Annotated in this window: 22 protein-coding genes; all 22 read right to left on the bottom strand. The window is 63.8% G+C overall.

Annotated elements, in window-relative coordinates:
* Window positions 1-79 precede the first annotated feature (79 nt).
* The 22 genes from alaS to xcpS all read right to left on the bottom strand — a co-directional run bounded on the left by alaS (window position 80) and on the right by xcpS (window position 23,013).
* Entirely contained in the window at window positions 80-2,704 is a 2,625-nt protein-coding gene (gene alaS / locus BLT86_RS02800; RefSeq protein WP_092374501.1) for an alanine--tRNA ligase, read from the bottom strand.
* Between the two features lie 124 nt (window positions 2,705-2,828).
* A complete protein-coding gene (gene ltaE, locus BLT86_RS02795) occupies window positions 2,829-3,833 on the bottom strand; it encodes a low-specificity L-threonine aldolase (protein ID WP_092374498.1) in 1,005 nt (334 codons plus the stop codon).
* A 152-nt stretch (window positions 3,834-3,985) separates the two neighbouring features.
* Window positions 3,986-4,999, bottom strand: a complete 1,014-nt coding sequence (gene astE, locus BLT86_RS02790; protein ID WP_092374495.1) for a succinylglutamate desuccinylase — start codon at window positions 4,997-4,999, stop codon at window positions 3,986-3,988.
* Window positions 5,000-5,076: 77 nt separating this feature from the next.
* The gene (locus BLT86_RS02785) at window positions 5,077-5,355 is read right to left on the bottom strand and encodes a hypothetical protein (RefSeq protein ID WP_003461883.1); all 279 of its coding nucleotides are present in this window, start codon (window positions 5,353-5,355) and stop codon (window positions 5,077-5,079) included.
* Between the two features lie 26 nt (window positions 5,356-5,381).
* Window positions 5,382-6,728, bottom strand: a complete 1,347-nt coding sequence (gene astB / locus BLT86_RS02780; protein ID WP_092380303.1) for an N-succinylarginine dihydrolase — start codon at window positions 6,726-6,728, stop codon at window positions 5,382-5,384.
* Window positions 6,729-6,742: 14 nt separating this feature from the next.
* Complete coding sequence (gene astD, locus BLT86_RS02775) at window positions 6,743-8,206, bottom strand: succinylglutamate-semialdehyde dehydrogenase (RefSeq protein WP_021488630.1); 1,464 nt, start codon at window positions 8,204-8,206, stop codon at window positions 6,743-6,745.
* Window positions 8,207-8,269: 63 nt separating this feature from the next.
* A complete protein-coding gene (gene astA / locus BLT86_RS02770; protein ID WP_021488629.1) occupies window positions 8,270-9,286 on the bottom strand; it encodes an arginine N-succinyltransferase in 1,017 nt (338 codons plus the stop codon).
* A gap of 81 nt (window positions 9,287-9,367) precedes the next feature.
* Window positions 9,368-10,384: an arginine/ornithine succinyltransferase subunit alpha gene (aruF, locus tag BLT86_RS02765; RefSeq protein WP_017677548.1), complete on the bottom strand. Its 1,017-nt coding sequence runs from the start codon at window positions 10,382-10,384 to the stop codon at window positions 9,368-9,370.
* 163 nt (window positions 10,385-10,547) lie between these two features.
* Window positions 10,548-11,768, bottom strand: a complete 1,221-nt coding sequence (locus BLT86_RS02760; protein WP_092374492.1) for an aspartate aminotransferase family protein — start codon at window positions 11,766-11,768, stop codon at window positions 10,548-10,550.
* Between the two features lie 350 nt (window positions 11,769-12,118).
* The gene (gene argR, locus BLT86_RS02755; protein ID WP_045736566.1) at window positions 12,119-13,099 is read right to left on the bottom strand and encodes a transcriptional regulator ArgR; all 981 of its coding nucleotides are present in this window, start codon (window positions 13,097-13,099) and stop codon (window positions 12,119-12,121) included.
* Window positions 13,100-13,154: 55 nt separating this feature from the next.
* Window positions 13,155-13,919 (bottom strand): ABC transporter ATP-binding protein, encoded by a 765-nt coding sequence (locus BLT86_RS02750; RefSeq protein ID WP_017677551.1) that lies wholly within the window; start codon window positions 13,917-13,919, stop codon window positions 13,155-13,157.
* 28 nt (window positions 13,920-13,947) lie between these two features.
* Entirely contained in the window at window positions 13,948-14,646 is a 699-nt protein-coding gene (locus BLT86_RS02745; RefSeq protein ID WP_059391570.1) for an ABC transporter permease, read from the bottom strand.
* A complete protein-coding gene (locus BLT86_RS02740; RefSeq protein WP_017677553.1) occupies window positions 14,643-15,332 on the bottom strand; it encodes an ABC transporter permease in 690 nt (229 codons plus the stop codon). The genes BLT86_RS02745 and BLT86_RS02740 overlap by 4 nt, the downstream gene beginning before the upstream one ends.
* Before the next feature lie 172 nt (window positions 15,333-15,504).
* On the bottom strand, window positions 15,505-16,278 hold the full coding sequence (locus tag BLT86_RS02735; protein ID WP_017677554.1) for an ABC transporter substrate-binding protein: 774 nt from the start codon (window positions 16,276-16,278) through the stop codon (window positions 15,505-15,507).
* Window positions 16,279-16,876: 598 nt separating this feature from the next.
* Entirely contained in the window at window positions 16,877-17,398 is a 522-nt protein-coding gene (locus BLT86_RS02730; RefSeq protein WP_092380301.1) for a type II secretion system protein M, read from the bottom strand.
* A gap of 5 nt (window positions 17,399-17,403) precedes the next feature.
* Entirely contained in the window at window positions 17,404-18,543 is a 1,140-nt protein-coding gene (gene gspL, locus BLT86_RS02725; RefSeq protein WP_092374489.1) for a type II secretion system protein GspL, read from the bottom strand.
* The gene (gene gspK / locus BLT86_RS02720; RefSeq protein ID WP_017677557.1) at window positions 18,540-19,511 is read right to left on the bottom strand and encodes a type II secretion system minor pseudopilin GspK; all 972 of its coding nucleotides are present in this window, start codon (window positions 19,509-19,511) and stop codon (window positions 18,540-18,542) included. The genes gspL and gspK overlap by 4 nt, the downstream gene beginning before the upstream one ends.
* Window positions 19,508-20,182, bottom strand: coding sequence for a type II secretion system minor pseudopilin GspJ (gene gspJ / locus BLT86_RS02715; protein WP_026088625.1), 675 nt, complete (start codon window positions 20,180-20,182; stop codon window positions 19,508-19,510). The genes gspK and gspJ overlap by 4 nt, the downstream gene beginning before the upstream one ends.
* 188 nt (window positions 20,183-20,370) lie before the next feature.
* Complete coding sequence (gene gspI, locus BLT86_RS02710) at window positions 20,371-20,757, bottom strand: type II secretion system minor pseudopilin GspI (protein WP_017677559.1); 387 nt, start codon at window positions 20,755-20,757, stop codon at window positions 20,371-20,373.
* Window positions 20,754-21,275, bottom strand: coding sequence for a type II secretion system minor pseudopilin GspH (gene gspH, locus BLT86_RS02705; protein ID WP_017677560.1), 522 nt, complete (start codon window positions 21,273-21,275; stop codon window positions 20,754-20,756). Before gspH ends, gspI begins: the two co-directional genes overlap by 4 nt.
* A gap of 91 nt (window positions 21,276-21,366) precedes the next feature.
* The gene (gspG, locus tag BLT86_RS02700; protein WP_026088626.1) at window positions 21,367-21,792 is read right to left on the bottom strand and encodes a type II secretion system major pseudopilin GspG; all 426 of its coding nucleotides are present in this window, start codon (window positions 21,790-21,792) and stop codon (window positions 21,367-21,369) included.
* 3 nt (window positions 21,793-21,795) lie between these two features.
* The gene (gene xcpS / locus BLT86_RS02695) at window positions 21,796-23,013 is read right to left on the bottom strand and encodes a GspF family T2SS innner membrane protein variant XcpS (protein ID WP_017677562.1); all 1,218 of its coding nucleotides are present in this window, start codon (window positions 23,011-23,013) and stop codon (window positions 21,796-21,798) included.
* Window positions 23,014-23,080 lie beyond the last annotated feature (67 nt).

Here is a 23,080-nt window from a genome sequence, read left to right as displayed (position 1 = left end):
GAAGGGCGCCCATTAAACCCGCATCGGGTCATACTGCCAAGGCCCGCCGGACGCACTGCGGGCCCCGCTTTCTCGCTCGTTACGAAGCCTGCTCGACCAGAGTAGCGGCCAGAGCCAGGGCTTCATCCAGCTTGCCGGCATCTACGCCGCCGCCCTGAGCCATGTCCGGGCGACCGCCACCCTTGCCGCCCACGGCTGCCGCGGCCTGACGCATCAGGTCACCGGCCTTGACCTTGGCGGTCAGATCCTGGGTCACACCAGCGACCAGCACCACCTTCTCGTCGAACACACCACCGAGCAGAATCACAGCGCTGCCCAGCTTGTTCTTCAACTGGTCGACCAGCGCCAGCAGCGCCTTACCGTCCAGACCATCGAGACGCGCAGCCAGCACCTTGGTGCCCTTGACGTCCACGGCCGAACCGGCCAGGTCGTTACCGGCGGCGCTGGCGGCCTTGGCCTTGAGCTGCTCCAGCTCCTTTTCCAGCTGACGGTTGCGCTCGATCAGGGCCGAGAGCTTGTCCAGCACGTTGTCGCGGCTGCCCTTGACCAGGGAAGCGGCTTCCTTGAGCTGCTCCTCGGCGCCATTGAGCCAGGCCAGCGCGGCTGCGCCAGTGACCGCTTCGATACGACGCACGCCAGCGGCCACGCCGCCTTCGCTGGTGATCTTGAACAGACCGATGTCGCCAGTACGCGATACGTGGGTACCGCCGCAGAGCTCGACGGAGAAGTCGCCGCCCATGCTCAGCACACGCACCTGATCACCGTACTTCTCGCCGAAAAGCGCCATGGCGCCCTTGGCCTTGGCGGTTTCGATATCGGTTTCTTCGGTCTCGACCTCGGAGTTCTTGCGAATCTCGGCGTTGACGATGTCTTCCAGCTGCTTGATCTGCTCGGGCTTGATCGCCTCGAAGTGGCTGAAGTCGAAACGCAGGCGCTGACTGTCGACCAGCGAGCCCTTCTGCTGCACGTGATCGCCCAGCACCTGACGCAGCGCGGCGTGCAGCAGGTGAGTCGCGGAGTGGTTCAGCGCGGTGGCCTGACGCACGCCGGCTTCGGCTTCAGCCTTGACGCTGGTGCCGACACTCAGGCCGCCCTTGGCCACCACACCGTGGTGCAGGAAGGCGCCGCCGGCCTTGGTAGTGTCGCGCACGTCGAAGCGTACGCCGGCACTTTCCAGGTAACCGCAGTCACCGATCTGGCCACCGGATTCGGCGTAGAACGGGGTCTGATCCAGCACCACCACGCCCTCCTCGCCTTCGGCGAGGCTGTCGACCGCAGCACCGGCCTTGAACAAAGCAATGATCTTGCCGCTGCCGCTGGTGCCTTCGTAGCCGAGGAAGCGGGTGTCGGCGTCGACCTTGACCAGGGCGTTGTAGTCCATGCCGAAGGAGCTGGCGGAACGAGCGCGCTCGCGCTGAGCCTCCATTTCACGCTCAAAGCCTTCTTCGTCCACCGACAGCTCGCGCTCGCGGGCGATGTCGGCAGTCAGGTCAACCGGGAAGCCATAGGTGTCGTACAGCTTGAACACCACGTCGCCCGGAATGACCGAGCCCTGCAGGCCGGCCAGATCCTGCTCGAGAATCTTCAGGCCCTGCTCCAGGGTCTTGGCGAACTGCTCTTCTTCAGTCTTCAGCACGCGCTCGATGTGCGCCTGCTGCTGCTTGAGCTCGGGAAAGGCTTCGCCCATCTCGGCCACCAGGGCGGCGACGATCTGGTAGAAGAAGCTGCCCTTGGCGCCCAGTTTGTTACCGTGGCGGCAAGCGCGGCGCACGATGCGGCGCAGCACGTAGCCACGGCCTTCGTTGGACGGGGTAACGCCGTCGGCGATCAGGAAGCTGCAGGAACGGATATGGTCAGCCACCACCTTCAGCGAAGCCTGGCCTTCGTTGCCGCAGCCGATGGCCTTGGCCGAGGCGGCCAGCAGGTTCTGGAACAGGTCGATCTCGTAGTTCGAGTTGACGTGCTGCAGCACGGCGCTGATGCGCTCCAGGCCCATGCCGGTGTCCACGCTCGGCGCCGGCAGCGGGTGCAGGACGCCATCTGCAGTGCGGTTGAACTGCATGAACACGTTGTTCCAGATCTCGATGTAGCGATCACCATCTTCTTCCGGGCTGCCGGGTGGGCCGCCCCAGATGTGCTCGCCGTGGTCGAAGAAGATCTCGGTGCACGGGCCGCACGGACCGGTGTCACCCATCGCCCAGAAGTTGTCGGAAGCGTATGGCGCACCCTTGTTGTCGCCGATGCGGATCATGCGCTCGGCCGGTACGCCAATTTCCTTGTTCCAGATCTCGTAGGCTTCGTCATCGGTGGCGTAGACGGTGACCCAGAGCTTTTCCTTGGGCAGGTTCAGCCACTTGTCGGAGGTCAGGAATTCCCAGGCGTAATGAATGGCGTCACGCTTGAAATAGTCGCCGAAGCTGAAGTTGCCCAGCATCTCGAAGAAGGTGTGGTGACGCGCGGTGTAGCCGACGTTTTCCAGGTCGTTGTGCTTGCCGCCGGCACGCACGCACTTCTGGCTAGTGGTGGCACGGGTATAGGCGCGCTTTTCCAGGCCCAGGAAGCAGTCCTTGAACTGGTTCATGCCCGCGTTGGTGAACAGCAGGGTCGGGTCGTTCGCCGGAATCAGCGAGCTGGAAGCGACACGGGTGTGCCCTTTTTCTTCGAAGAAGCTCAGGAAGGCTTCACGGATTTCTGCGCTTTTCATAGGGATATCCACGGAATCAGGCGGCCACGGCAAAGCCGGCAAAGGGACGCATTATATCGGCCCCATCGCCCGCGGCTAGTGCCTTGTTGATAGCGTGCGCCTATCAGCAGTGCACGCCTGACGCTTAATGCGAACGGAAAGCAGCAAATGCCCTGATCACCCGCTCGATTTGTTCGGCGCTGACGTCCAGATGAGTGACCAGACGTAGGCGTGGCGCGGCACTGACGGCGATGCCGTGTTCGGCCATGAAGGCCTTAACTTGCCCGGCGCGCTCGCCGAGTTGCACATAGACCATATTGGTCTGCACCGGCTCAACGCTGTAGCCCAGCTCGCTCAGCTCTTCGCCGAGTCGCGTCGCATTAGCATGATCCTCGGCCAGGCGCTGAACCTGATGCTGCAGCGCATACAAGCCTGCTGCCGCCAGCACGCCGGCCTGACGCATGCCACCACCGACCATCTTGCGCAAACGGCGTGCTTTGGCGATCAACGCCGTACTGCCACAGAGCACTGAACCGACCGGCGCACCGAGCCCCTTGGACAGGCACACCGAGACCGAGTCGAAGTGCTGGGTGATTTCGCGCGCCGGCACCCCGAGCTTGACCGCGGCGTTGTACAGGCGGGCGCCATCGAGGTGCAGGCTCAAACCACGGCGGCGAGTGAGTTCGCGGGCGGCTGCCAGGTAGTCGAGCGGCAGCACCTTGCCCTGCATGGTGTTTTCCAGGGCCAGCAAGCGGGTGCGGGCGAAATGGAAGTCGTCCTGCTTGATCGCCGCTTCGACCTTGGCCAGATCCAGCGAGCCGTCGGCTTCACCGTCGATCGGCTGCGGCTGGATGGAGCCAAGTACGGCGGCACCGCCGCCCTCGTACTTGTAGGTGTGGGCTTGCTGGCCGACGATGTACTCGTCACCGCGCTCGCAATGAGCCATCAGGCCCAGCAGGTTGCTCATGGTGCCGGTGGGGACGAACAGCGCCGCCGCGAAGCCCAGCTCATTGGCCAGCCAGGCCTCCAGACGGTTTACCGTGGGGTCTTCGCCATACACGTCATCACCCAGCTCGGCAGCCATCATGGCTTCACGCATGGCAACGGTGGGTTGGGTGACGGTGTCGCTACGCAGGTCGATCAGGGGCATGACAGGCTTTCCCGGCAATTGGCGAAAGGCTCATGCTAAAGAGGTCGCCCGGACGGGGAAAGATACAGTTGCGCGATAAAGCAACTTGCCGACACCGTAGCCCGGATGCAATCCGGGGAAGATGTGCCGGTCATCCCCGGATTGCATCCGGGCTACAGCAAGCCGGCACCGTCGTCGGGAACGATCAGAATGGCGGCGCGCAGGCCATTCTTGACCTTGGGATTGGGGAAGATGATTCGCGCGCCCTTCTCTTCCACTATCCAGCGGCTGTCGGCGATGTCTTCGGCGAGCAGGTAACCGGGCTCCAGTTCGGTGAAATTTTCAATGTCCTCCGGCAGGTGCAACTGGAAGCTGTCGCTGTGCTTGATCACCTCACGTGATACCGAAAACAGCTGCAAGCCATCGAGCGTCGCCTCGCCACTGATCGCTTCGCGCCCTTCGATCAGTGCGTGCAGCGCATTCTCCAGCAGGTCGAGGTTGACCAACTCGTTCTGACCGAAGGCGCGCGCCTTGCCCAACTCCAGGGTGAAAGCCTCGGCACCAAGCTGCGCATAGGTGTAGGCGCTGAAGGTGATCGAAGACTTGTTCTGCAGCAGCACCGCCTCGATGCCGGCAGCACGCAGGCGCTCCAGCTCACGCCGCGAGTGGGCGCGACCTTCCTGCCAGGGATAGAGGGCGAACTGCTCGATCTTCGAGCCGCGAATGGCGGTGTGCAGGTCGTAATGCAGACGAGTGCGGCCTGTTTGCTTGCCGAAAAAGGTGGCGGCCAGATGCTCCAGATCGCAAGCGCGAATAGCCTCGAAGCCACTGGATTGCTCGTGACGACCACTGAACAAGCGATTGAGGTCCTGCTCGATATAGCGCTCACCGCGGCGCATGGCCTCGGGATTGCCGAACAGAAAGAGAATGCGCGCCGCCGGATGCAGTTCATTGCGCGCGATGCCGCGCAGCAGACGATCGAGCAGCTCGATTGGCGCGGTTTCGTTGCCGTGGACGCCGGCCGACAGCAGCAGGTCGAGGCCATTGTCGCGCGCTGCAGGCGGTGTCACCTCCAGCGCACCTTCGTCGAGCCAGCGCAGACGCGTACCATCGGGCGTCAGTTGAATCTTCGCCGACGGCTCGTGGCCGGCCAGGGTCAGTTCAAGCAGTTTGCCGAGGGCAAGCATGGGGACTCCTTGGTTCACAGCATTTTCGCAGGGTGGGCTGAAGCGGAGCGCCGCCCGGCCCACCCTACCAGGTTCGATCAGTGGTTGCAGTCCGGGCCATGAACATGATCATCCTCGTCGGCGATCATCGGCTCCATCTCCAGCTGCAGGCTGACCAGGTTGGTAGCCTGCGGACGCAACAGCAGGTTGACGTACTCGGTATCGCCCTCTTCCACATCAACACCGATCAGCAACTGATCGCCAACGGCCTGGACCCACAGCTCCTTGCCCTGCCAGACCACGGCAAAGCGGCTGCAGGAGGTTTCCAGTTGGGTACCGTCGTTGTCTTCAAGAATCAGCTGCAGCGCGTCGCTCATAAAATCTCCGGGAATCGAGGTCAGGTTCAGGCTATCTGGAAAGGATAGACCGAGCCCAGTTTAAGGATCTGCGTCAGTTCATCCAATGCCGTGCGGCATTCGGTGAGCAATTGCGGGTCGGCCAGATCGGCTTCGCTGAGGCGGTCGCGGTAATGCTTGTCGACCCAGGCCACCAGGGTGTCATGCAGCGCGTCGCTCATCAGCACGCCCGGATTGACCGCAGCCAGCTCCTGCTCATTGAGCGCCACACGCAGGCGCAGGCAAGCAGGACCACCGCCGTTCTGCATGCTCTGCTTGAGGTCGAACACCCGCACCTCGCGGATCGGCCCGCCACTCGCGGTCAGTTGCTCCAGGTAGCGCCAGACGCTGGCGTTGCTCTTGCACTCCTCTGGCACCACCAACAGCATGCTGCCATCGGCGCGCGTCAGCAGCTGGCTGTTGAACAGGTAGGAACGCACCGCATCCTGCACGCTGACCGCAGAAGCTGGCACGCAGATGGCCTGGAAGTTACCGCCGCGCCGGGCCAGTTTTTCCCCCAGTTCGGCCAGTACCTTGTCGGTGCCCAAGAAGGCATCCTGGTGATAGAGCAGCACCTCGCCGTTGCCCACGGCGATCACGTCGTTGTGAAACACGCCCTGATCGATCACCTCCGGATTCTGCTGGGCGAACACCACACCGGCCTTGCCCAGACCATGCAAGCGAGCCACCGCGTGAGAGGCTTCCAGGGTCTGCCGCGCCGGGTAGCGCTGCGGGGCCGGATAACGGCTGTCGAAGGCGCTGCGGCCGTAGACGAAGAACTCTACCCCGGCGTCGCCATAGCCCTTGCAGAAACGCGTATGGTTGGCCGCACCTTCGTCACCGAACTGACTGACCGCCGGCAACGCCGGGTGATGAGCGAAGTGTTTCTCGCTGGCGAACATCGCCTGCAACACCCGACTGGTGGTGGGGTGCTCGATGCTGCGGTGGAACTTGCAGTTGAGGTTGGCGGCAGTGAAGTGCACGCGGCCATCTGCCGTGTCGGCGCTGGGGCTGACAGTGCAGGAATTGGCCGTCCACATGCTGGAGGCCGAACAACTCGCCACCAGCAAAGGCATGGCGCCCTTGGCGGCCTTGGCGATCACCTGCGCGTCACTGCCGGTAAAGCCCAGGCTGCGCAAAACGGCAACGTCCGGACGCTCCTGCGGGGCCAGTACGCCCTGCTTGAAGCCCATGTCCATCAGCGCCTTCATTTTCGCCAGCCCCTGCTTGGCAGCTTCCTTGGGGCTCGACACGGCCTGACAGTTGCTCTGCGACGCGACGTTACCGTAGGACAACCCACCGTAGTTGTGAGTCGGCCCGACCAGGCCGTCGACATTCATTTCAAAAGCGGACATCTCATAAGCGGTCATTACAGAGTCACTCCCGGAGTCAGGGTCGCGGGTAAAGCCAGGCTTTCGCTCTCAAGCCCGGCCACCGGGTAGGCGCAGTAATCCGCTGCATAGTAGGCACTGGCGCGATGGTTGCCCGAAGCGCCGATACCACCAAAAGGCGCAGTGCTGGCGGCGCCAGTGAGCTGTTTGTTCCAGTTGACGATACCGGCGCGGCTGTGCAGCCAGAACTGCTCGAAGCGCGCACGTGAGTCGGACAGCAGGCCGGCGGCCAAGCCATAAGCCGTGGCGTTGGCCTCGGCGATGGCAGCCTCGAAATTGTCGTAGCGGATCACCTGCAGCAGCGGACCGAAGAATTCTTCGTCAGGACGGTCGTTCACGGCCGTGACATCGAGAATGCCGGGCGTCAGCAGCGCGGCACCCTCCTGCGGCTGGGTCATCGCCAGCAACGCCGTGGCGCCGCCGGCCAGCAAGTCCTGCTGCGCCTGCATCAGCTGCGCGGCGGCCTGCAGGGAAATCACCGAGCCCATGAACGGCGCCGGCTGCTCGTCGAAGCGACCGACCTTGATCTGCCCGGCAACCTGCACCAGACGCGCCAGCAGGGCGTCGCCCCACTCCCCTTGCGGCACCAGCAGACGGCGCGCGCAGGTGCAGCGCTGGCCAGCCGAGATGAACGCGGACTGGACGATGGTGTACACCGCGGCATCGACATCCGCGACCTGATCGACGATCAGCGGGTTGTTGCCACCCATCTCCAGCGCCAGGATCTTGTCCGGGCGCCCGGCGAATTGGGTGTGCAGCAGGTTGCCGGTGCGGCTGGAGCCAGTGAAGAACAGCCCGTCGATACCAGGATGGCCGGCCAGCGCGACGCCGGTTTCGCGACCGCCCTGCAGCAGGCTGAGCACGCCCTCGGGCAGCCCGGCCTCGATCCAGCATTTGACCGTCAGCTCTGCCACCTTCGGCGTCAGCTCGCTGGGTTTGAACAGCACGCAGTTACCGGCCAGGAGCGCCGGCACGATATGGCCGTTAGGCAAGTGGCCGGGAAAGTTGTAGGGGCCAAACACCGCCACCACACCGTGCGGTTTGTGGCGCAACACCGCAGTGGCGTCGCCCAGCGGGCCGCTCTTCTCACCGGTGCGCTCGCGATAGCTCTGAATGGAAATGGCGACCTTGCCCACCATGCTGTTCACTTCGGTGGCAGCTTCCCACAATGGCTTGCCGGTCTCCTCACCAATCGCCCGGGCCACTTCGTCGGCACGCGACTTCAGGCAGGCGGCGAAGCGTTCCAGCACGGCGATGCGGCCATCCAGCGAATGCGCGGCCCACAACGAGAAAGCGCCACGCGCAGCGGCAACGGCTGCATCGACCTGCGCAGCGGTGGCGCCCTGGCCCTGCCAGAGCACGGCTTGGCTGACCGGGTCGAGCGATTGCAGCGACTCGCCCTGACCGGGCTGCCACTGACCTGCGATGTAATGAGTGTTCATCTTGTTTTACCACTCCCAGCATTTTCCGGCGGCCGGCTTGGGCCGCCACGCAAAACCAATAACTCAGCGGTGCGCCGCCAACGGCACGGCGCGTACCTGATCACCCGCCGAAAGGCGTAGGCGCTTGGCCGTCAATGGATCGACCACCAGGGTGCCGGCCGCCAGGCGCGCAGGTGCAACGGTGATACGGCAGTCCTGGCGCTTGCGGTTGTGCACCAGGAACGGCTCGGCGTCATCACCCGGCGTACCGATGGCCAGTACCAGATTCTGGCTGCCCTGCACGGCGCGAATCTTCGCGGTTTCCGCCTCGATGGCCGGGCCCGCGTCGAAGATGTCGACATAGCCCTGATAGCTGAAACCCTCGGCCTTGAGCATGGCCAGCGCCGGTTCGGTATCCGGGTGCACCCGGCCGATCACGGCACGTGCATCCTCGGACAGAAAGCAGGTATAGAGCGGAAACTTGGGCATCAACTCGGCAATGAAGGCCTTGTTGCCGACGCCGGTGAGGTAGTCCGCCTGGGAGAACTCCATTTTGAAGAAATGCCGACCGAGGCTTTCCCAGAACGGGGAGCGTCCACGCTCATCGGACATGCCGCGCATCTCGGCGATCACCTTGTCGCCGAACAGCTCGCGAAACTCGGCGATGAACAGAAAGCGCGCCTTCGACAGCAAACGGCCGTTGAGACCAGTGCGGTAATCGGCATGCAGGAACAGCGAGCACAGTTCGGAGTTGCCGGTCAGATCATTGGCCATGAACAGCGTCGGCACCTGGCGATGGATGTTCAACTCCTGAGAAGCGCTGACGGTCAGGCCGACCCGGTAGTTGTACCAGGGCTCGCGCAGGCCGACGGCGCCGGCCACCGCAGAAATGCCCACCACCTTGCCGGCATCGTCTTCGAGGACGAACAGGTAGTCGGCATCGGCACGTTCGGCCTCGCCACGAAAAGCCTTCTCCGCCCAGCCGACCCGATGTGCCAGGCGCTCCTCGTTGGCCGGCAGCGTGGTCAGGCCAGCGCCGGTGCTGCGAGCCAGGTCGATCAGGGCCGGCAAGTCGGCACTGCGCACGGGACGAACGATCATAAAGCCTCCAGATTCCTCAAGAGCGCCGCCGGCACTCTCCTCTGCCCTTGAAGGGCGCCCTCTCCAGCCGGAGAGAGCCTGTTAAACCGCTACCAACCTGACGCTGGCGCCTTCGCCGACACCCAGGGCCTCGGCCACCTGTGCGCTGAGCACCACAGGCTTGCCCGGCACCCAGTCGAGATCGGCGACGATGGCGCGGAAATCCTGTAGTTGGCCGTTGCTCACCAGATACTGGCGCCCGCCCGCCTCGGCCTCGCCGATCTTCACCGGCACCAGGCGGCTCTGCGCGATGCTGCGGATGCCCGAGGTACGCGCATGCAGGGTCGGGCCACCGTCGAAGATGTCGATGTAGTGGTCGGTCTCGAAGCCTTCGCGCATGAGGATGTCGAAAGTGATCTGCGCACGCGGATGCACCTGGCCCATGGCCTCCTGCGCCTCGTCGGAGAGCAGCGGCACATAGATGGGGTAATGCGGCATCAGCTCGGCGAGGAAGGTGCGGCTCTTCAACCCGCACAGGCGCTCGGCCTCGGCGTAGGTCATGTCGAAGAAGTTGCGCCCCAGCGCGTCCCAGAACGGCGAATCACCGTTCTCGTCGCTGTGACCGACGATCTCCACCACCACGGCATCGGCGAAACGCTCTGGGTGACCGGCCATGAACAGCAAGCGCCCGCGCGAATTGAGCTCGGCGAATACGCTGCTGACCAGCGGGCGCTCGACGTAGAAGCTGGTGAGCAGGCTGTTGCCGGTCAGGTCATGACACAGCGACAGCACGTGGATCTTGTTGTGGATCTTCAGCTCACGCGAGTTGTGCACGAAGGTTTCGTTGCGAAAGCTGTAGAAGGGCTCGGAATATCCCGCCGAGGCGACGATGGCGGAACAGCCAACCAGGCGGCCGCTCTCGGTGTCCTCGAGGACGAAGAAGTAGCTCTCCTCGCCGTTGAAACTGACCTCGGCGGCGAATGACGCATCCGAGGCGGCGATCTTGTCGCCCAGCCGGTCTGCATCGTCCGGCAATGAAGTGACACCTACCGGGCTGTCAGCAGCCAGTCGCTGCACTTCGGCCAGGTCCGCCATTTGCGCAGGGCGCATCACCAGCATGGGTCACTCCTTCTAAACAGGGTATTCATAGCCCGGGTTGGGCAAACAGCCGTGGGAGGCGCTTTCGGCTCGGGCATCCTGCTTCGCTCTACCTCCTGCAGCCATGCAGTCGCAGCGGCGATTGTCGCGGCTGAAGCGCCTCCCGCAGCAAGTCAGCAAGGACTCAGGCGGCCGTCAGTTTGCTCAGCGCACGTTCGAAACGAGCCAGGCCTTCGTCGATATCGGCATCTTCGACCACCAGGCTCGGAGCGAAACGCACCACGTCCGGGCCGGCCTGCAGAATCATCAGACCCTCGGCAGTAGCGGCATCGAGCACCTGCTTGGCCTTGCCCATCCACGCCTCGTTGAGTACGCAGCCAAGCAGCAGGCCCATGCCACGTACCTGCTCGAACAGACCGTACTGCTTGCCCAGAGCCAGCAGGCGCGTCTTGAACTGCTCGCTCTTGGTCTTCACACCGTCCAGGGTCTGGCGGGTGTTGACGATATCCAGCACCGCCTCACCGACCGCACAGGCCAGCGGGTTGCCGCCGTAGGTGGTGCCGTGGGTGCCGGGCGAGAAGTGCTTGGCCAGGTCGGTGGTGGTGAGCATCGCCGCGATGGGGAAGCCACCACCCAGGCTCTTGGCGCTGGAGAGAATGTCCGGCACCACGCCGTAATTCATATAGGCGAACAGCTCGCCGGTACGGCCCATGCCGCTTTGTACTTCATCGAACACCAGCAGCGCGCTGTGTGCGTTGCACAACTCGCGGGCGCCTTGCAGATAGGCCTTTTCGGCCGGCAGCACGCCGCCCTCGCCCTGCACGGGTTCCAGCACCACGGCGCAGGTCTTGTCGGAAATCGCGGCCTTCAGCGCCTCCAGGTCGTTGTACGGCACATGGGTGATACCCTGGATCTTCGGCCCGAAACCGTCGGAGTACTTAGGCTGGCCGCCGACGCTGACGGTGAACAGAGTGCGGCCGTGAAAGCTGTTGGTGGCGGCGATGATCTCGTGCTTTTCCGGACCGAAACGGTCATGGGCAACGCGACGCGCCAGCTTGAACGCTGCCTCGTTGGCCTCGGCGCCGGAGTTGCAGAAGAACACGCGCTCGGCGAAGGTCGCTTCGACCAGCTTCTTGCCCAGGCGCAGGGTCGGCTCGTTGGTGAATACATTGGAGATGTGCCACAGGGTATTGGCCTGCTTGGTCAGCGCCGCGACCAGTGCCGGGTGGCAGTGGCCAAGCACGTTGACGGCGATGCCGCCGGCGAAGTCGATCAGCTCTCGACCACTCTGATCCCAGACTCGCGAACCCAGGCCGCGCACGGGGACGAAGGCAGCAGGGGCGTAGTTGGGGACCATGAACTGATCGAAATCGGCGCGTTGCACCGCATCGTGCTGAACGGACATCAAAGCTCTCCTGGTGAGAAATACCGGCCGCAGAGAGGCGACGAAGCGCCCGAAACGACAGGGGATGCAAGGATTGTAGGGACTGAATCGGGGTCGGCATTGTCGCCATGCGACAACTTCTTACAGCGCCACCCCAGGTTTTCCGCGGGTTTTCGTCCAAGCGACAGAAAGCGTCGGAAAGGCGCAGTTTAATCGCAGATCGCCGCCTGGAGCACGCCGCTGGAAAAATTCTCCGCAGGCTGACTGGCCGGTATCGAAAACCCTGCTCGCGTAGCCCGGATGAAATCCGGGGCCATCATCCGATCATCCCGGATTTCATCCGGGCTACTGCAGTGTAGGAGCGAACTGGATCAGCCCCGCTCGACTGGCGTCGAGGTCAACTCGAAGGGGCTGTTGCTGCGGCGCTGGTTGCGATCGTCGCGCGGCGTGGCGCCAAAGAAGTTGCGGTAGGCGCTGGAGAAGTGCGGCCCCGAGGAGAAGCCGCAGGACAGGCCGATCTGGATGATCGACTTGCTGGTCTGCATCAGCAGTTGGCGCGCCTTGTTCAGGCGCAGCTCCAGGTAGTACTGACTGGGCACACGATTGAGGTACTGCTTGAAGATACGTTCGAGCTGACGACGCGACACGCACACGTGCTGGGCGATCTCGTCGGTGGTCAGCGGCTCCTCGATGTTGGCTTCCATCAGCAGCACGGCCTGGGTCAGCTTCGGATGGCTGGAGCCGAGGCGATTCTGCAGCGGAATGCGCTGACGCTCACCGCCCTCACGAATGCGCTCGACCACCAGCTCCTCGCTCACCGCACCGGCCAGCTCGGCGCCGTGATCGCGCGCCAGCACCGCCAGCAGCAGATCGAGCACGGCCAAGCCGCCGCAGGCAGTCAGCCGGTCGCGATCCCAATCGAACAGGTGGCTGGTGGCGATGACCTTGGGGAAACGCTCGGCGAAATCGTCCTGCCAGCGCCAGTGCACTGCCGCGCGATAACCATCGAGCAAACCGAGCTGAGCCAGCGGATAGACCCCGGCAGACAGCCCGCCAATCACACAACCACTGCGCACCTGCTGCTTGAGCGCCGCCGCCAGCCCCGCAGACACCTGCGCTGGCGGCGTATCGGCGAGCAGGAACAGCTTGTCCAACCCTTCCAGATGCCCGGCCCAGGGCTCGCCCGGCAGACGCCAGTCACCCGCAGCCAGCGGCTCGGCCTGGAGGAACACCAGCTCGTACACCACTTCCGGATGCACGCGCTGGGCGACACGCAGGGCCTCCTCCGCCAGGGACAGGGTCAGGGCCTTGGTGCCGGGCCAGTACAAAAAGCCGATTCGATGGGGAGTCATTAGTGTCTATTCAATGGGTTCAACGCACCAGTTAAGTGCGAAGTCTAGCTTCTTATTATTTGAGACTGCCGGAAAGGAACTGCTGCAGCCGCTCGGATTGCGGATTGGCCAGCACTTCCTTCGGGCAACCGCGCTCCTCGACCAATCCCTTGTGCAGGAACACCAGCTGATTCGACACCTCGCGGGCAAAACCCATTTCGTGGGTCACCACCACCATGGTGCGACCTTCGGTGGCCAGGTCCTGCATCACCTTGAGCACTTCGCCGACCAGTTCGGGGTCGAGCGCCGAAGTGGGCTCATCGAACAGCATCACCTCCGGCTCCATGGCCAGGGCGCGGGCGATGGCCACGCGCTGCTGCTCACCACCACTCATGTGCGCGGGGTAGGCGTCCTTGCGGTGCGCGACGCCGACCTTGGCCAGGTAATGTTCAGCCTTGTCGCGGGCTTCAGCCTTGCTCATGCCGAGTACATGTACCGGCGCTTCCATCACGTTCTCCAGGGCGCTCATGTGCGACCACAGATTGAAGTGCTGGAACACCATGGCCAGACGCGAGCGCATGCGCTGCAGCTGTTTGGCATCGGCGGCGCGCAGCGAACCGTCCTTGGCCGGTACCAGCTTCAGCTCTTCGTTGTTGAGCAGAATCTTGCCGGCATGCGGTTGCTCGAGCAGGTTCAGGCAGCGCAGGAAGGTGCTCTTGCCCGAGCCGCTGGAACCAATGATGCTGATCACATCGCCAGCCTTGGCCGCCATCGACACGCCCTTGATCACTTCATGGCTGCCGTAACGCTTGTGCAGGTCCTGAACTTCGAGTTTGTACATGTTCGGGTTCTCTTGAATCGTCATGGCATCAGGCCTTGCGCGGGGCCATGTAGGCCAGCCAGCGGCGCTCGGCCAGCTTGAACAGGCGCACCAGGATGAAGGTCAGCGCCAGGTAGAACAGGCCGGCGGTGATGAAGGCCTCGAAAGGCATGTAGTACTGCGAACTGACAGTGCGCGCGGCGCCGGTGATGTCGATCAGGGTCACGATTGAGGCCAGCGAGGTGGTGTGCAGCATCATGATCACTTCATTGCTGTACTGCGGCAGCGCCCGGCGCAGCGCCGAAGGCAGGAGGATGCGCCGATACAGCTTGCTGCGCGACATGCCCATGGCCTTGGCCGCCTCGATCTCGCCGGGCGGCGTGGCCTTGAGGCTGCCAGCAAGGATTTCCGCAGTGTAGGCGCTGGTGTTGATGGCAAACGCCAGGCAGGCGCAGAAGGTCGCACTAGAGAAATACGGCCACATGAAGCTGTCACGAATGAACTCGAACTGGGCCAGCCCGTAATAGATCAGAAACAGCTGCACCAGCATCGGTGTGCCGCGAATCACGTAGGTGTAGAGCCAGGCCGGGAAGTTGACCCAGGGCGATTTCGACACCCGCATCAGTGCCAATGGCAGCGCCAGGCTGAGGCCGAACGCCAGGGAGATCAGCAGGATTTTCAGGGTCACCAGCACGCCGCCCCAGTACAGCGGCAGGTTCTCCCAGATCATTTGATAGTCGAAGATCATAGGTCAGCCACCTTGGTACCCACCGAGTAGCGCTTCTCGAGGAAACGCAGCGCCAGCAAGGAAACGCTGGTCAGCACCAGATACAGCCCAGCCACCGCCAGGTAGAAGGTGAACGGCTCACGCGTCGCGTCGGCCGCGCTCTTGGCCTTGAACATCATGTCCTGCAGGCCAACCACGGAAATCAGCGCGGTGGCCTTGGTCAGCACCAGCCAGTTATTGGTGAAACCGGGAATGGCGAAACGGATCATCTGCGGCACGAGAATGCGGAAGAATACCTGCATCCCGCTCATGCCATAGGCCGCACCGGCTTCCGCCTGCCCCTTGGGGATCGCCATGAAGGCACCGCGGAAGGTCTCCGACAGATAGGCCCCGAAGATGAAGCCCATGGTGAACACGCCAGCGACGAAGGGGTTGATGTCGATGTAATCGTCATAACCGAGCATCGGCGCGATACGGTTCACCATGTCCTGGCCGCCGTAAAAGATCAGCAGGATCAGCACCAGGTCGGGAATCCCGCGAATCACCGTGGCGTAGGTATCACCCAACGCCGCCAGCCAGCGGATCGGCGACAGACGAAAGGCCGCACCCAGCAGGCCGAGGAAGATCGCCACTGCCATGGACGTCAGCGCCAGAAGCAGGGTGAGCCAGGCACCATCGAGAATGGTCGAGCCGTAGCCTTGAAGCATGCGCTAATACCTCTCAGGCACCCCAGGCGCCGCCTAGCACAAAGAAAATTCATGTCGCTCACGCGACGGGCCGCAGGTTGAATACCCGGATTGGTATTTAACGACCCCGCAGAACCAAGAAAAAAGTGGCACAACCTCAAAAGGTTAGTGCCACTTCATCTATCTGGGACGCTTACTCGCCGTAAACGTCGAAGTCGAAGTACTTGTCCTGCACTTCCTTGTATTTGCCGTTGGCGCGGATGGCCAGGATAGCGGCGCTGATCTTGTCGGCCAGCGCCTTGTCACCCTTGCGCACGGCGATGCCCTGACCTTCGCCGAAGTACTTCACGTCGGTGAAGTCCGGACCGGCGAACGCGAAGCCCTTGCCTGCGTCGGTCTTGAGGAAACCGTCATCGATGTTCACCGAATCGGCCAGGGTGGCGTCCAGGCGGCCGGACTGCATGTCCAGGAACACTTCGTTCTGCGAGCTGTAGCGCACGACTTCAGCGCCAGCCGGGGCGAAGATGTCGGTGGCGTAGCGGTCATATACGGACGAGCGCTGCACGCCGATCTTCTTGCCTTTCAGGTCGACCAGCGGGTCCTTGATCTCGGTACCGGCCTTCATCGCCAGCTTGGCCGGCGTGGCGTAGTACTTGCCAGTGAAGTCCACGGACTTCTTGCGGTCTTCGGTGATCGACATAGAAGACAGCACGGCGTCGAACTTGCGCACTTTCAGGGCCGGGATCAGGCCGTCGAATTCCTGCTCGATCCACTTGCACTCGACCTTCATCTCTTCGCACAGGGCGTTGCCGATGTCGTAGTCGAAGCCGGCAATCTGGCCATCGGGAGTCTTGAATGCGAAGGGCGGGTAAGCCGCCTCGATGCCGATGCGCAGCGGCTTCTCGGCCATGGCCAGGGGCGACATCAGGGACAGCGCCAGGGCGCCAAGCAGTGCGATCTTCTTCATTCTTTGCTCCTTCGAATTGGGTATGACATCGATGGCAGTGAGGGGCCCGGGCCTTTTATGGATTGTAGAAGGCGGTGCTGCGCTGTCGTGGTGGACGAGCGACAAAGGGGCCTTGGCTGGGTGTGCGGCATTCTAGCGGCAGGCAATGAGGCGATATTTCCTCAATGCGACAACTAATTACAGAAGCACAGGAAGCGCCGGCGGCAGATATTGACAGCCCGCAAAAGGAGTGATCAAGCAGAAAAGGGTAAACAGATATCTACAGCAATACTCAGGCCATAAACCGCATAACGCCCAAAAAATGGGCGTTGGAGCCACTTCGTAGTATTCCATGGCGCCACTGACGGCACCTTATCAGGGCAGCGACGTTCCCTAACCGCCCAATCGGGTGCGCGCTGTTACCGCGACGCCATGCAAATCGCAGGGTACGCCGCGCGCACCGCGAGAACATTCCATGCAACCGCCGTCGTTACCCCGCGAAACAAGCGCCATTACTTCATGGAGCAACCGTCATTCCCGCGCAGGCGGGAACTCAGGGGCCGCCTGGACTCCCGCCTACGCGGGAGTGACAGGAGTACTTGTCAATAAATGCACCAGATCAATCGCCCACACGCAAGCTGAGCCGCGCAGTCACGCGGTTTTCCTCGGCGCGGTCCAGCCCTGCTTCCTCGATGCTCACGCCCTGCCCCTCCAACGTCTGAATCCAGCGCAGCAACTGGGCGAATGCCACTGGCTGCAGGTTGACCTGCACCGCGCCAAAGCCCTCGGTATCCAGACGTTCGATCACCAGGCCCTGCTCGGCCGCACTTGCCGTAACCACCCCCTGCAGGCGCGCCGGGTCGAGGCTGGCGCGTGGCTGCAGGTCGCGCCCCTGCACCTGTGGCGCACGGCTCTGCATATAGGCGTACAGGGCGCGCTGCTCTTCGAACGCGGCACGCGCGGCCTGAGCCTGACGCTGCACCGGCTGCCACAACGCCAGATAGAACAGCACCAACAGCAGGAAAACGCTCAGCGCCACGAGTGCCAGACGATCACGTGCCGGCAGCGTTTGCCAGCGTTGCGCCAGCGGTGAGCGCTGCCAGTGCAGTTGCACACTTTCGCTCAAACCCGTCCTCGACATGCCCATCATCCTCCTATCACCACGCGTGCACTGACGCCCTCGGCTTCACGGCTGGCCGAGCCCATCTGCACCGACAGGCCGGATTCCTCCAGACGCTCACGCAAACGCTCCAGCTCGGCAAAACCCGGCGCCTGCAATTGCAAAGACAGATCGCCACGGGTCGCGCTGTAATCGAGCTGATTGACCTGCACCAGCGCTGCGCCATCGGCCTGCAGCGCCGCCGCTACTTCGGCCAGCAGGCCCAGCACCGGGCTATCGCCGCCCGTGGACTGCGCCAGATGTTGATCGAACTGCGCCCGCAGGTTGATCAGCTTGCTGTCCTGAGGAAACAACTCACGGTACAGCGCCTCGCTGGACGCAGCGTAAGCATCGGCTTCGCGCTGCAGGTACCAGCCCTGCGCGAAATTGAAGCCCCACTGCAACACGAGGCACAGTGCCAACACCCCCGTCAGCGGGCGCCAACGCCGCCAACTGTCGCCACTCTGGCGCAGGGCGAACTCCCCCTGAGCCAGATCGACACCGTTGCCCTGAAGCACCAGCCATTGATGCGTGTCCTCCAGCAGATGCACCTCATCCACCGGCTCGGGCAGCACCTGCCCATCTGGCGCAATGGCGATGCATGGCGATGGGCAACGGCCTGCCAGCGCTGGCCAGTCCTCAGTCTGCAAAGCCAGGCGCCAGGGCGCCTCGCCACCGAGCAACCAGCGCGACTGCAACCAGAGCAGCTGACTGCCCTGGCGTGGCAGCAGATCGGCATCGACGCGAATCGCCTGCGGCGGTTGCGCCGCGCACAGGGCCAGGCACTCGCGCAGCCAGCTGGCGCGCAGCGCATAGACGCGGTGACGGCCATCGGCCAATTGCTCACCCAGCGCCAGGTGCATCAGCTCGACCTCTTCAGCCAGCAGTTCCTCCACCGCGAACGGCAGCGCCTGGCGCATCCAGCGCGCCTTCTGCGTCGGCAGTTGCACAGCGCAGGCGGTGACCGCCTCAACCGGCAGCACCAGCTCCCAGTGTGCCGGCAAATCGGCCAATGCCTCGGCCAGGCTCAAGGCGCGACTGTCATCCGCCGTAACGCGCTGCACGGGTAGATCCGCTGAGAGCACGTGGCACGCCTCAGGCGGCAGAAAAATCCATAACGGGTTCATTCTTGTTCTTCCTCGATGGGCCGTGGCGGCATACCGCCCTGCCCCAGATCACGCGCCAGGACACTGACCTGGCCATCATTGCTGCGCTGCAGCAGGCTACGCAATACCACCCGGCGTTCACCCAGGCTCACCTCGCTGAACACCTCGAAATACTGGCTGCCGACCGCCAGCCCCTGTACCACCTGTTCGCCCAACCCGGCGAGCGCAGGCTGAGCAGCGAACGCGGCCGGGCTTAGATACCCCTCGTCACCACGCCCGGCGATCAATGCCAGGGCCGCATCCGGCGTCAATCCATCGGACAGGCTGGAGAGCACCATCGCGCTGGCGGTGTTGACGTTAAGCAACGCCTCGCTCGGCAGCGCACTGACGAAAGGCCGCAGGCGGCGATAGTCGGCCTCCTCCATCTCCAGCAGCAGGCGCAGTTCAGACACGTCGGTGATCTCGCGATTGGCCGTGCGATAAGGCGGTATCGCCAGCAGGTACTGGCCGTCCTCGGCGCCATTGCCTCCCTGCAACTCACTGTCGCTATCGAGCCAGTCCAGCAAGCGCTCGGCATAGGGTTTATCGATGCCCAGACGCAACAGCAGGCGGCGCAGGCGCAGCACCGCCAGCTCGTTGGGCCGCCCCTGGCGCACCAGGCTGTTGAGGTTGAAGCGGCCGTTGGGGTCGACGATGCGTACCCGTAGCTCGCCGCCTTCATCCAGCGGGAACGTCAGCGGCCTGGCCCAAGGTTCCAGCAGGTGATCAACCGGCTGACGTGGATCGCCACGGCGCAAGTCGCGCTCGAGCATCGCCTTAGCCAGCGTCTCGCCCCCCAGGGCGTAGTGCCAGGCCTGGGTCACGTGCAACTGGTTGGCGCTGCTGCGAATCGACAGTTGCTGACGGGCGATCAGCCCGGCGCAGACCACCGTGACCACGGCGACCACCAGCAGCACGGTGATCAACGCCACCCCATTCTGCCGCTTCATGACTGCGGCACCTCGTTAGAATCCGCTGGCGGCACGCCGGCAGCGTTCTGCGCCGGCAGATCGGGCAGGCGCAGCAGACGGCGCAGTTCGCCATAGCGGCGATGCTGCAGGCGCAGTTCCACAGCGCGCGGCAGCTCGGTGAGCAAACCGTCGCCAGAGGCATTGGCTGGTGGCCAGTCAGGCTGCCACTGCCCGTCCTTGTCCAGATAACGCAGGCTCAATGACTCGACACCATCGAGCGCCTGCTGGATCTGCGGCGTGCTGTCCTGCGCGCGATCCAGCACGCGCCAGTAACGCCGCTGCCACTGCTCGCCACTGAGCTGCCAACGCACCCGCTGTACCTCGGCACGCGGTTGGCCGAGTGGGTTGCGCCAGCCGACGCGACTCAGCTCCAGCGCCGTGGCATCAGCCAGATCGCCGTGCAACGCTGGCTGGGCATCACCGAAAGCATCGCGAATCGGCCGTACCGTCACCTGACGCAGATCACGCTCGAAGGCTGACAGGGCGCGGGTCAACTCGCGCAACTGACGCTCGTGCTCGCGGGTGACGGCATCGGCGCTGAGCACGCTGTCGAGCATGCGGTAGGTGGCCAACCCCAGCAGGGCGAAGATGGCGATGGCGATCAGCAGCTCCAGCAGAGTGAAGCCGCGCTGAGCGCTCCAACACATCATGGAGCCCCCAGAAAGCCGCTGAGGGTCACCAGTTGGTAGGGTGGGCTTTAGCCCACCAAGGCTGGCCGCTGTTGGTGGGCTGAAGCGGAGCGCCGCCCGGCCCATCCTACGGGCTGGAGCGAGCGTCGCGAGCGAAATGGCGTCGCCACGGATTCGCGAGCAGAGCTCGCTCCTACGAGGGAGGCAGGTCACTGTGGCGCCCCCAGGAAACCGCTGAGCGTGACCTGCGCCCGCTCACGCAGATCGCCCCTGGCGCCCCGCTCCTCGGCGGCAACCCACAGCGTCACGCGGCGCATGGCCGGCTCGCTGGTGGCCTGAATTTCGCTCTGCCACAACCAGCGACGGCCGGCGAACTCCACCTGGCCCTGGTCGCGGCCATCAGCCGGTGGCGTGTCGGCCAGTTGCAGCTCGGTCAGTCGGTTGTCCGCCACCCACATGGCCAGGGTCTTGTTCTCAAGCTGGCTGGCCGTGCGCACGCTGCGTGCGCTGGCAGTCAGCACGCTGGCGGCAATCAGGGCGAAGATGGCCAGGGCCACCAGCACTTCGAGCAGGGTAAAGCCGCGCGCTGATCTCATCTGGCGCGCCCCGTGCCCAGCTCCTCGACACGCGGCAGACCGAAGCCATCGCTGGACAGTTGCAGACGCAGGCCGTCACGACGGCGTTCGGCGATACGCAGGCGAAACGGCGTCAGCTCGCCACTGGAAAGGATCAGCAACTGCGGTGCATCAGCACTGGCCTCGCCCCCGAGAGTCAAGGCCTCGCCTTCCACTTCGCCCTCCACCTCAAGCGTCACTTCGGCCCACTCCGGCAGGCGATGAGCCTGACGATCCAGCGCCTGCCATTCGTCGCGCTGCGGGTCGTAGCGCAGCACCCGGTAACCCTCGCGGGTAAAGCTCAAGCCATATTCGCGATTGTCCAGCACCGCCTCGTCGACCAGCACACCGATCAACCCACCCAGGCGCTCGGCCTCGCTGCGCAATTCGCGCGCCGGTCCGGCGATACCGGTGCTGAACACCGCCAGACCGATCAGGCTGCCGAGAATGACCAGCACCACCAGCAGTTCGATCAGGGTGAAGCCGCGCTGCGCCTTCAACGTAGGAGCGAGCTCTGCTCGCGAAGTTTTTCTACGACGCATGCTTCGCTCGCGACACTCGCTCCTACAGGCGAACGACGGCATGGTCGAGTCAGAGATCCCAGTTGCCGATATCGGCGTTCAGGTCACTGCCACCCTGCTTGCCGTCGGCGCCAAGCGAATACAGATCGAATGCGCCCTTGGTGCCGGGAGCCAGGTATTGATAGGGGTTGCCCCAGGGGTCGATGGGCAGGCGCTTGAGGTAGCCGTCCTTGTTCCAGTTCTTCGCTTGTGGGTTACCGCTCGGCTTGCTCACCAGCGCCTCCAGGCCCTGCTGGGTGCTGGGGTAGTTGTGGTTGTCGAGCTTGTACATGTCCAGCGCGGCGCCGATGGCGCGAATGTCGTTTTGCGCAGCGGTGACCTTGGCCTGATCGGGCCGACTCATCACCTGCGGCACCACCAGTGCCGCCAGAATGCCCAGAATCACCACCACGACCATGATTTCGATGAGCGTGAAGCCCGCCTGAGATTTTCTCACCTGCTATCCCACCATTTGGTTCAAAGAAAGAATCGGCAGCAGGATGGCCAGTACGATCACCAGCACCACTGCCCCCATGAATACCAGCATGAACGGCTCGAACAAGCCGACCAGCAGAGCGATCTGTGCACCGAGGTCGCTCTCCTGATTCTTCGCCGTACGCGCCAGCATCTGATCCAGCTCGCCGGAGCGTTCGCCGCTGGCGATCATATGCAGCATCATCGGCGGGAACTGGCCGGTGGCCTCCAGCGAGCGGGTCAGGCTGCCACCTTCGCGCACCTTCTGCGCCGCTACCAGCACCTCGCCACGGATCACCCGGTTGCCGATCACCTCGCCAGCAATCGCCAGCGCCTCCACCAGCGGCACACCACTGCGGGTGAGGATCGCCAGGGTCGAGGCAAAACGCGCGCAATCGGTGGCACGCCCCAGCCGTCCGACCAGCGGTATGCGCAGCAGAAATCGATGCCAGCGCAACCTGAACGCCTCGTCACGCAGGGCTGCGCGCAAGGCGACGACCGCCAGGATCAGCGCCACCAGGGCAACCAGCCCCCAGGCCTTGACCCAGTCGCTCAGGGCGATCAGCCCGCGTGTCAGCGCCGGCAGGGTCTGCCCCGAGTCGACGAATACCTTGACCACGTCCGGCACCACGTAGCCGAGCAGGAAGCCGACGATCAGCAAGGACGCGCACATCAGGATCACCGGGTAGAGCAACGCCAGTTGCACCTTCTGCCGCGACTGCTGGCGCTGTTCGGTGTAGTCGGCCAATTGCTCCAGCACCGGGCCGAGGTGCCCGGCATGTTCCCCGGCCGCCACCGTGGCGCGGTACAACTCGGGGAAGGCGGCCGGAAATTCCTTCAGACTGCCGGCCAGGCTATGGCCCTCCAGCACGCGGGCGCGCACCGCCAGGAGCATGCTTTGGATACGCGAACTGGTGGATTGCGCCGCGGCGGCGCGTAGCGCTTCTTCGATGGGCAGCGCCGCCTGGATCAGCGTCGCCAGTTGGCGAGTGACCAGCGCCAGGTCGCGCGCCGACAGGCCACGTACAAAACCCAGGCGTGCCTGCCCACTGTCCTGCTCGCGGCTGCGCGTGGCCTTGACCTCCAGCGGCGCCAGTTGGCGCTCGCGCAGCAGTTGACGCACCTGGCGCGCGCTATCGGCTTCCAGCACGCCTTTCTGCTGGCGGCCGCGCCCGTCGAGGGCGATATATTCAAAGGCAGCCATCGGCAAATCGCTCCGGTTGTTCCCGTAGAGGCGGCTTCAGCCGCGATCTGCGCCAACTCGCGCCCGA

The organism is Pseudomonas sihuiensis (assembly GCF_900106015.1).
Classification (GTDB): Bacteria; Pseudomonadota; Gammaproteobacteria; order Pseudomonadales; family Pseudomonadaceae; genus Aquipseudomonas; species Aquipseudomonas sihuiensis.
This window is presented reverse-complemented; position numbering and strand designations above follow the sequence as displayed.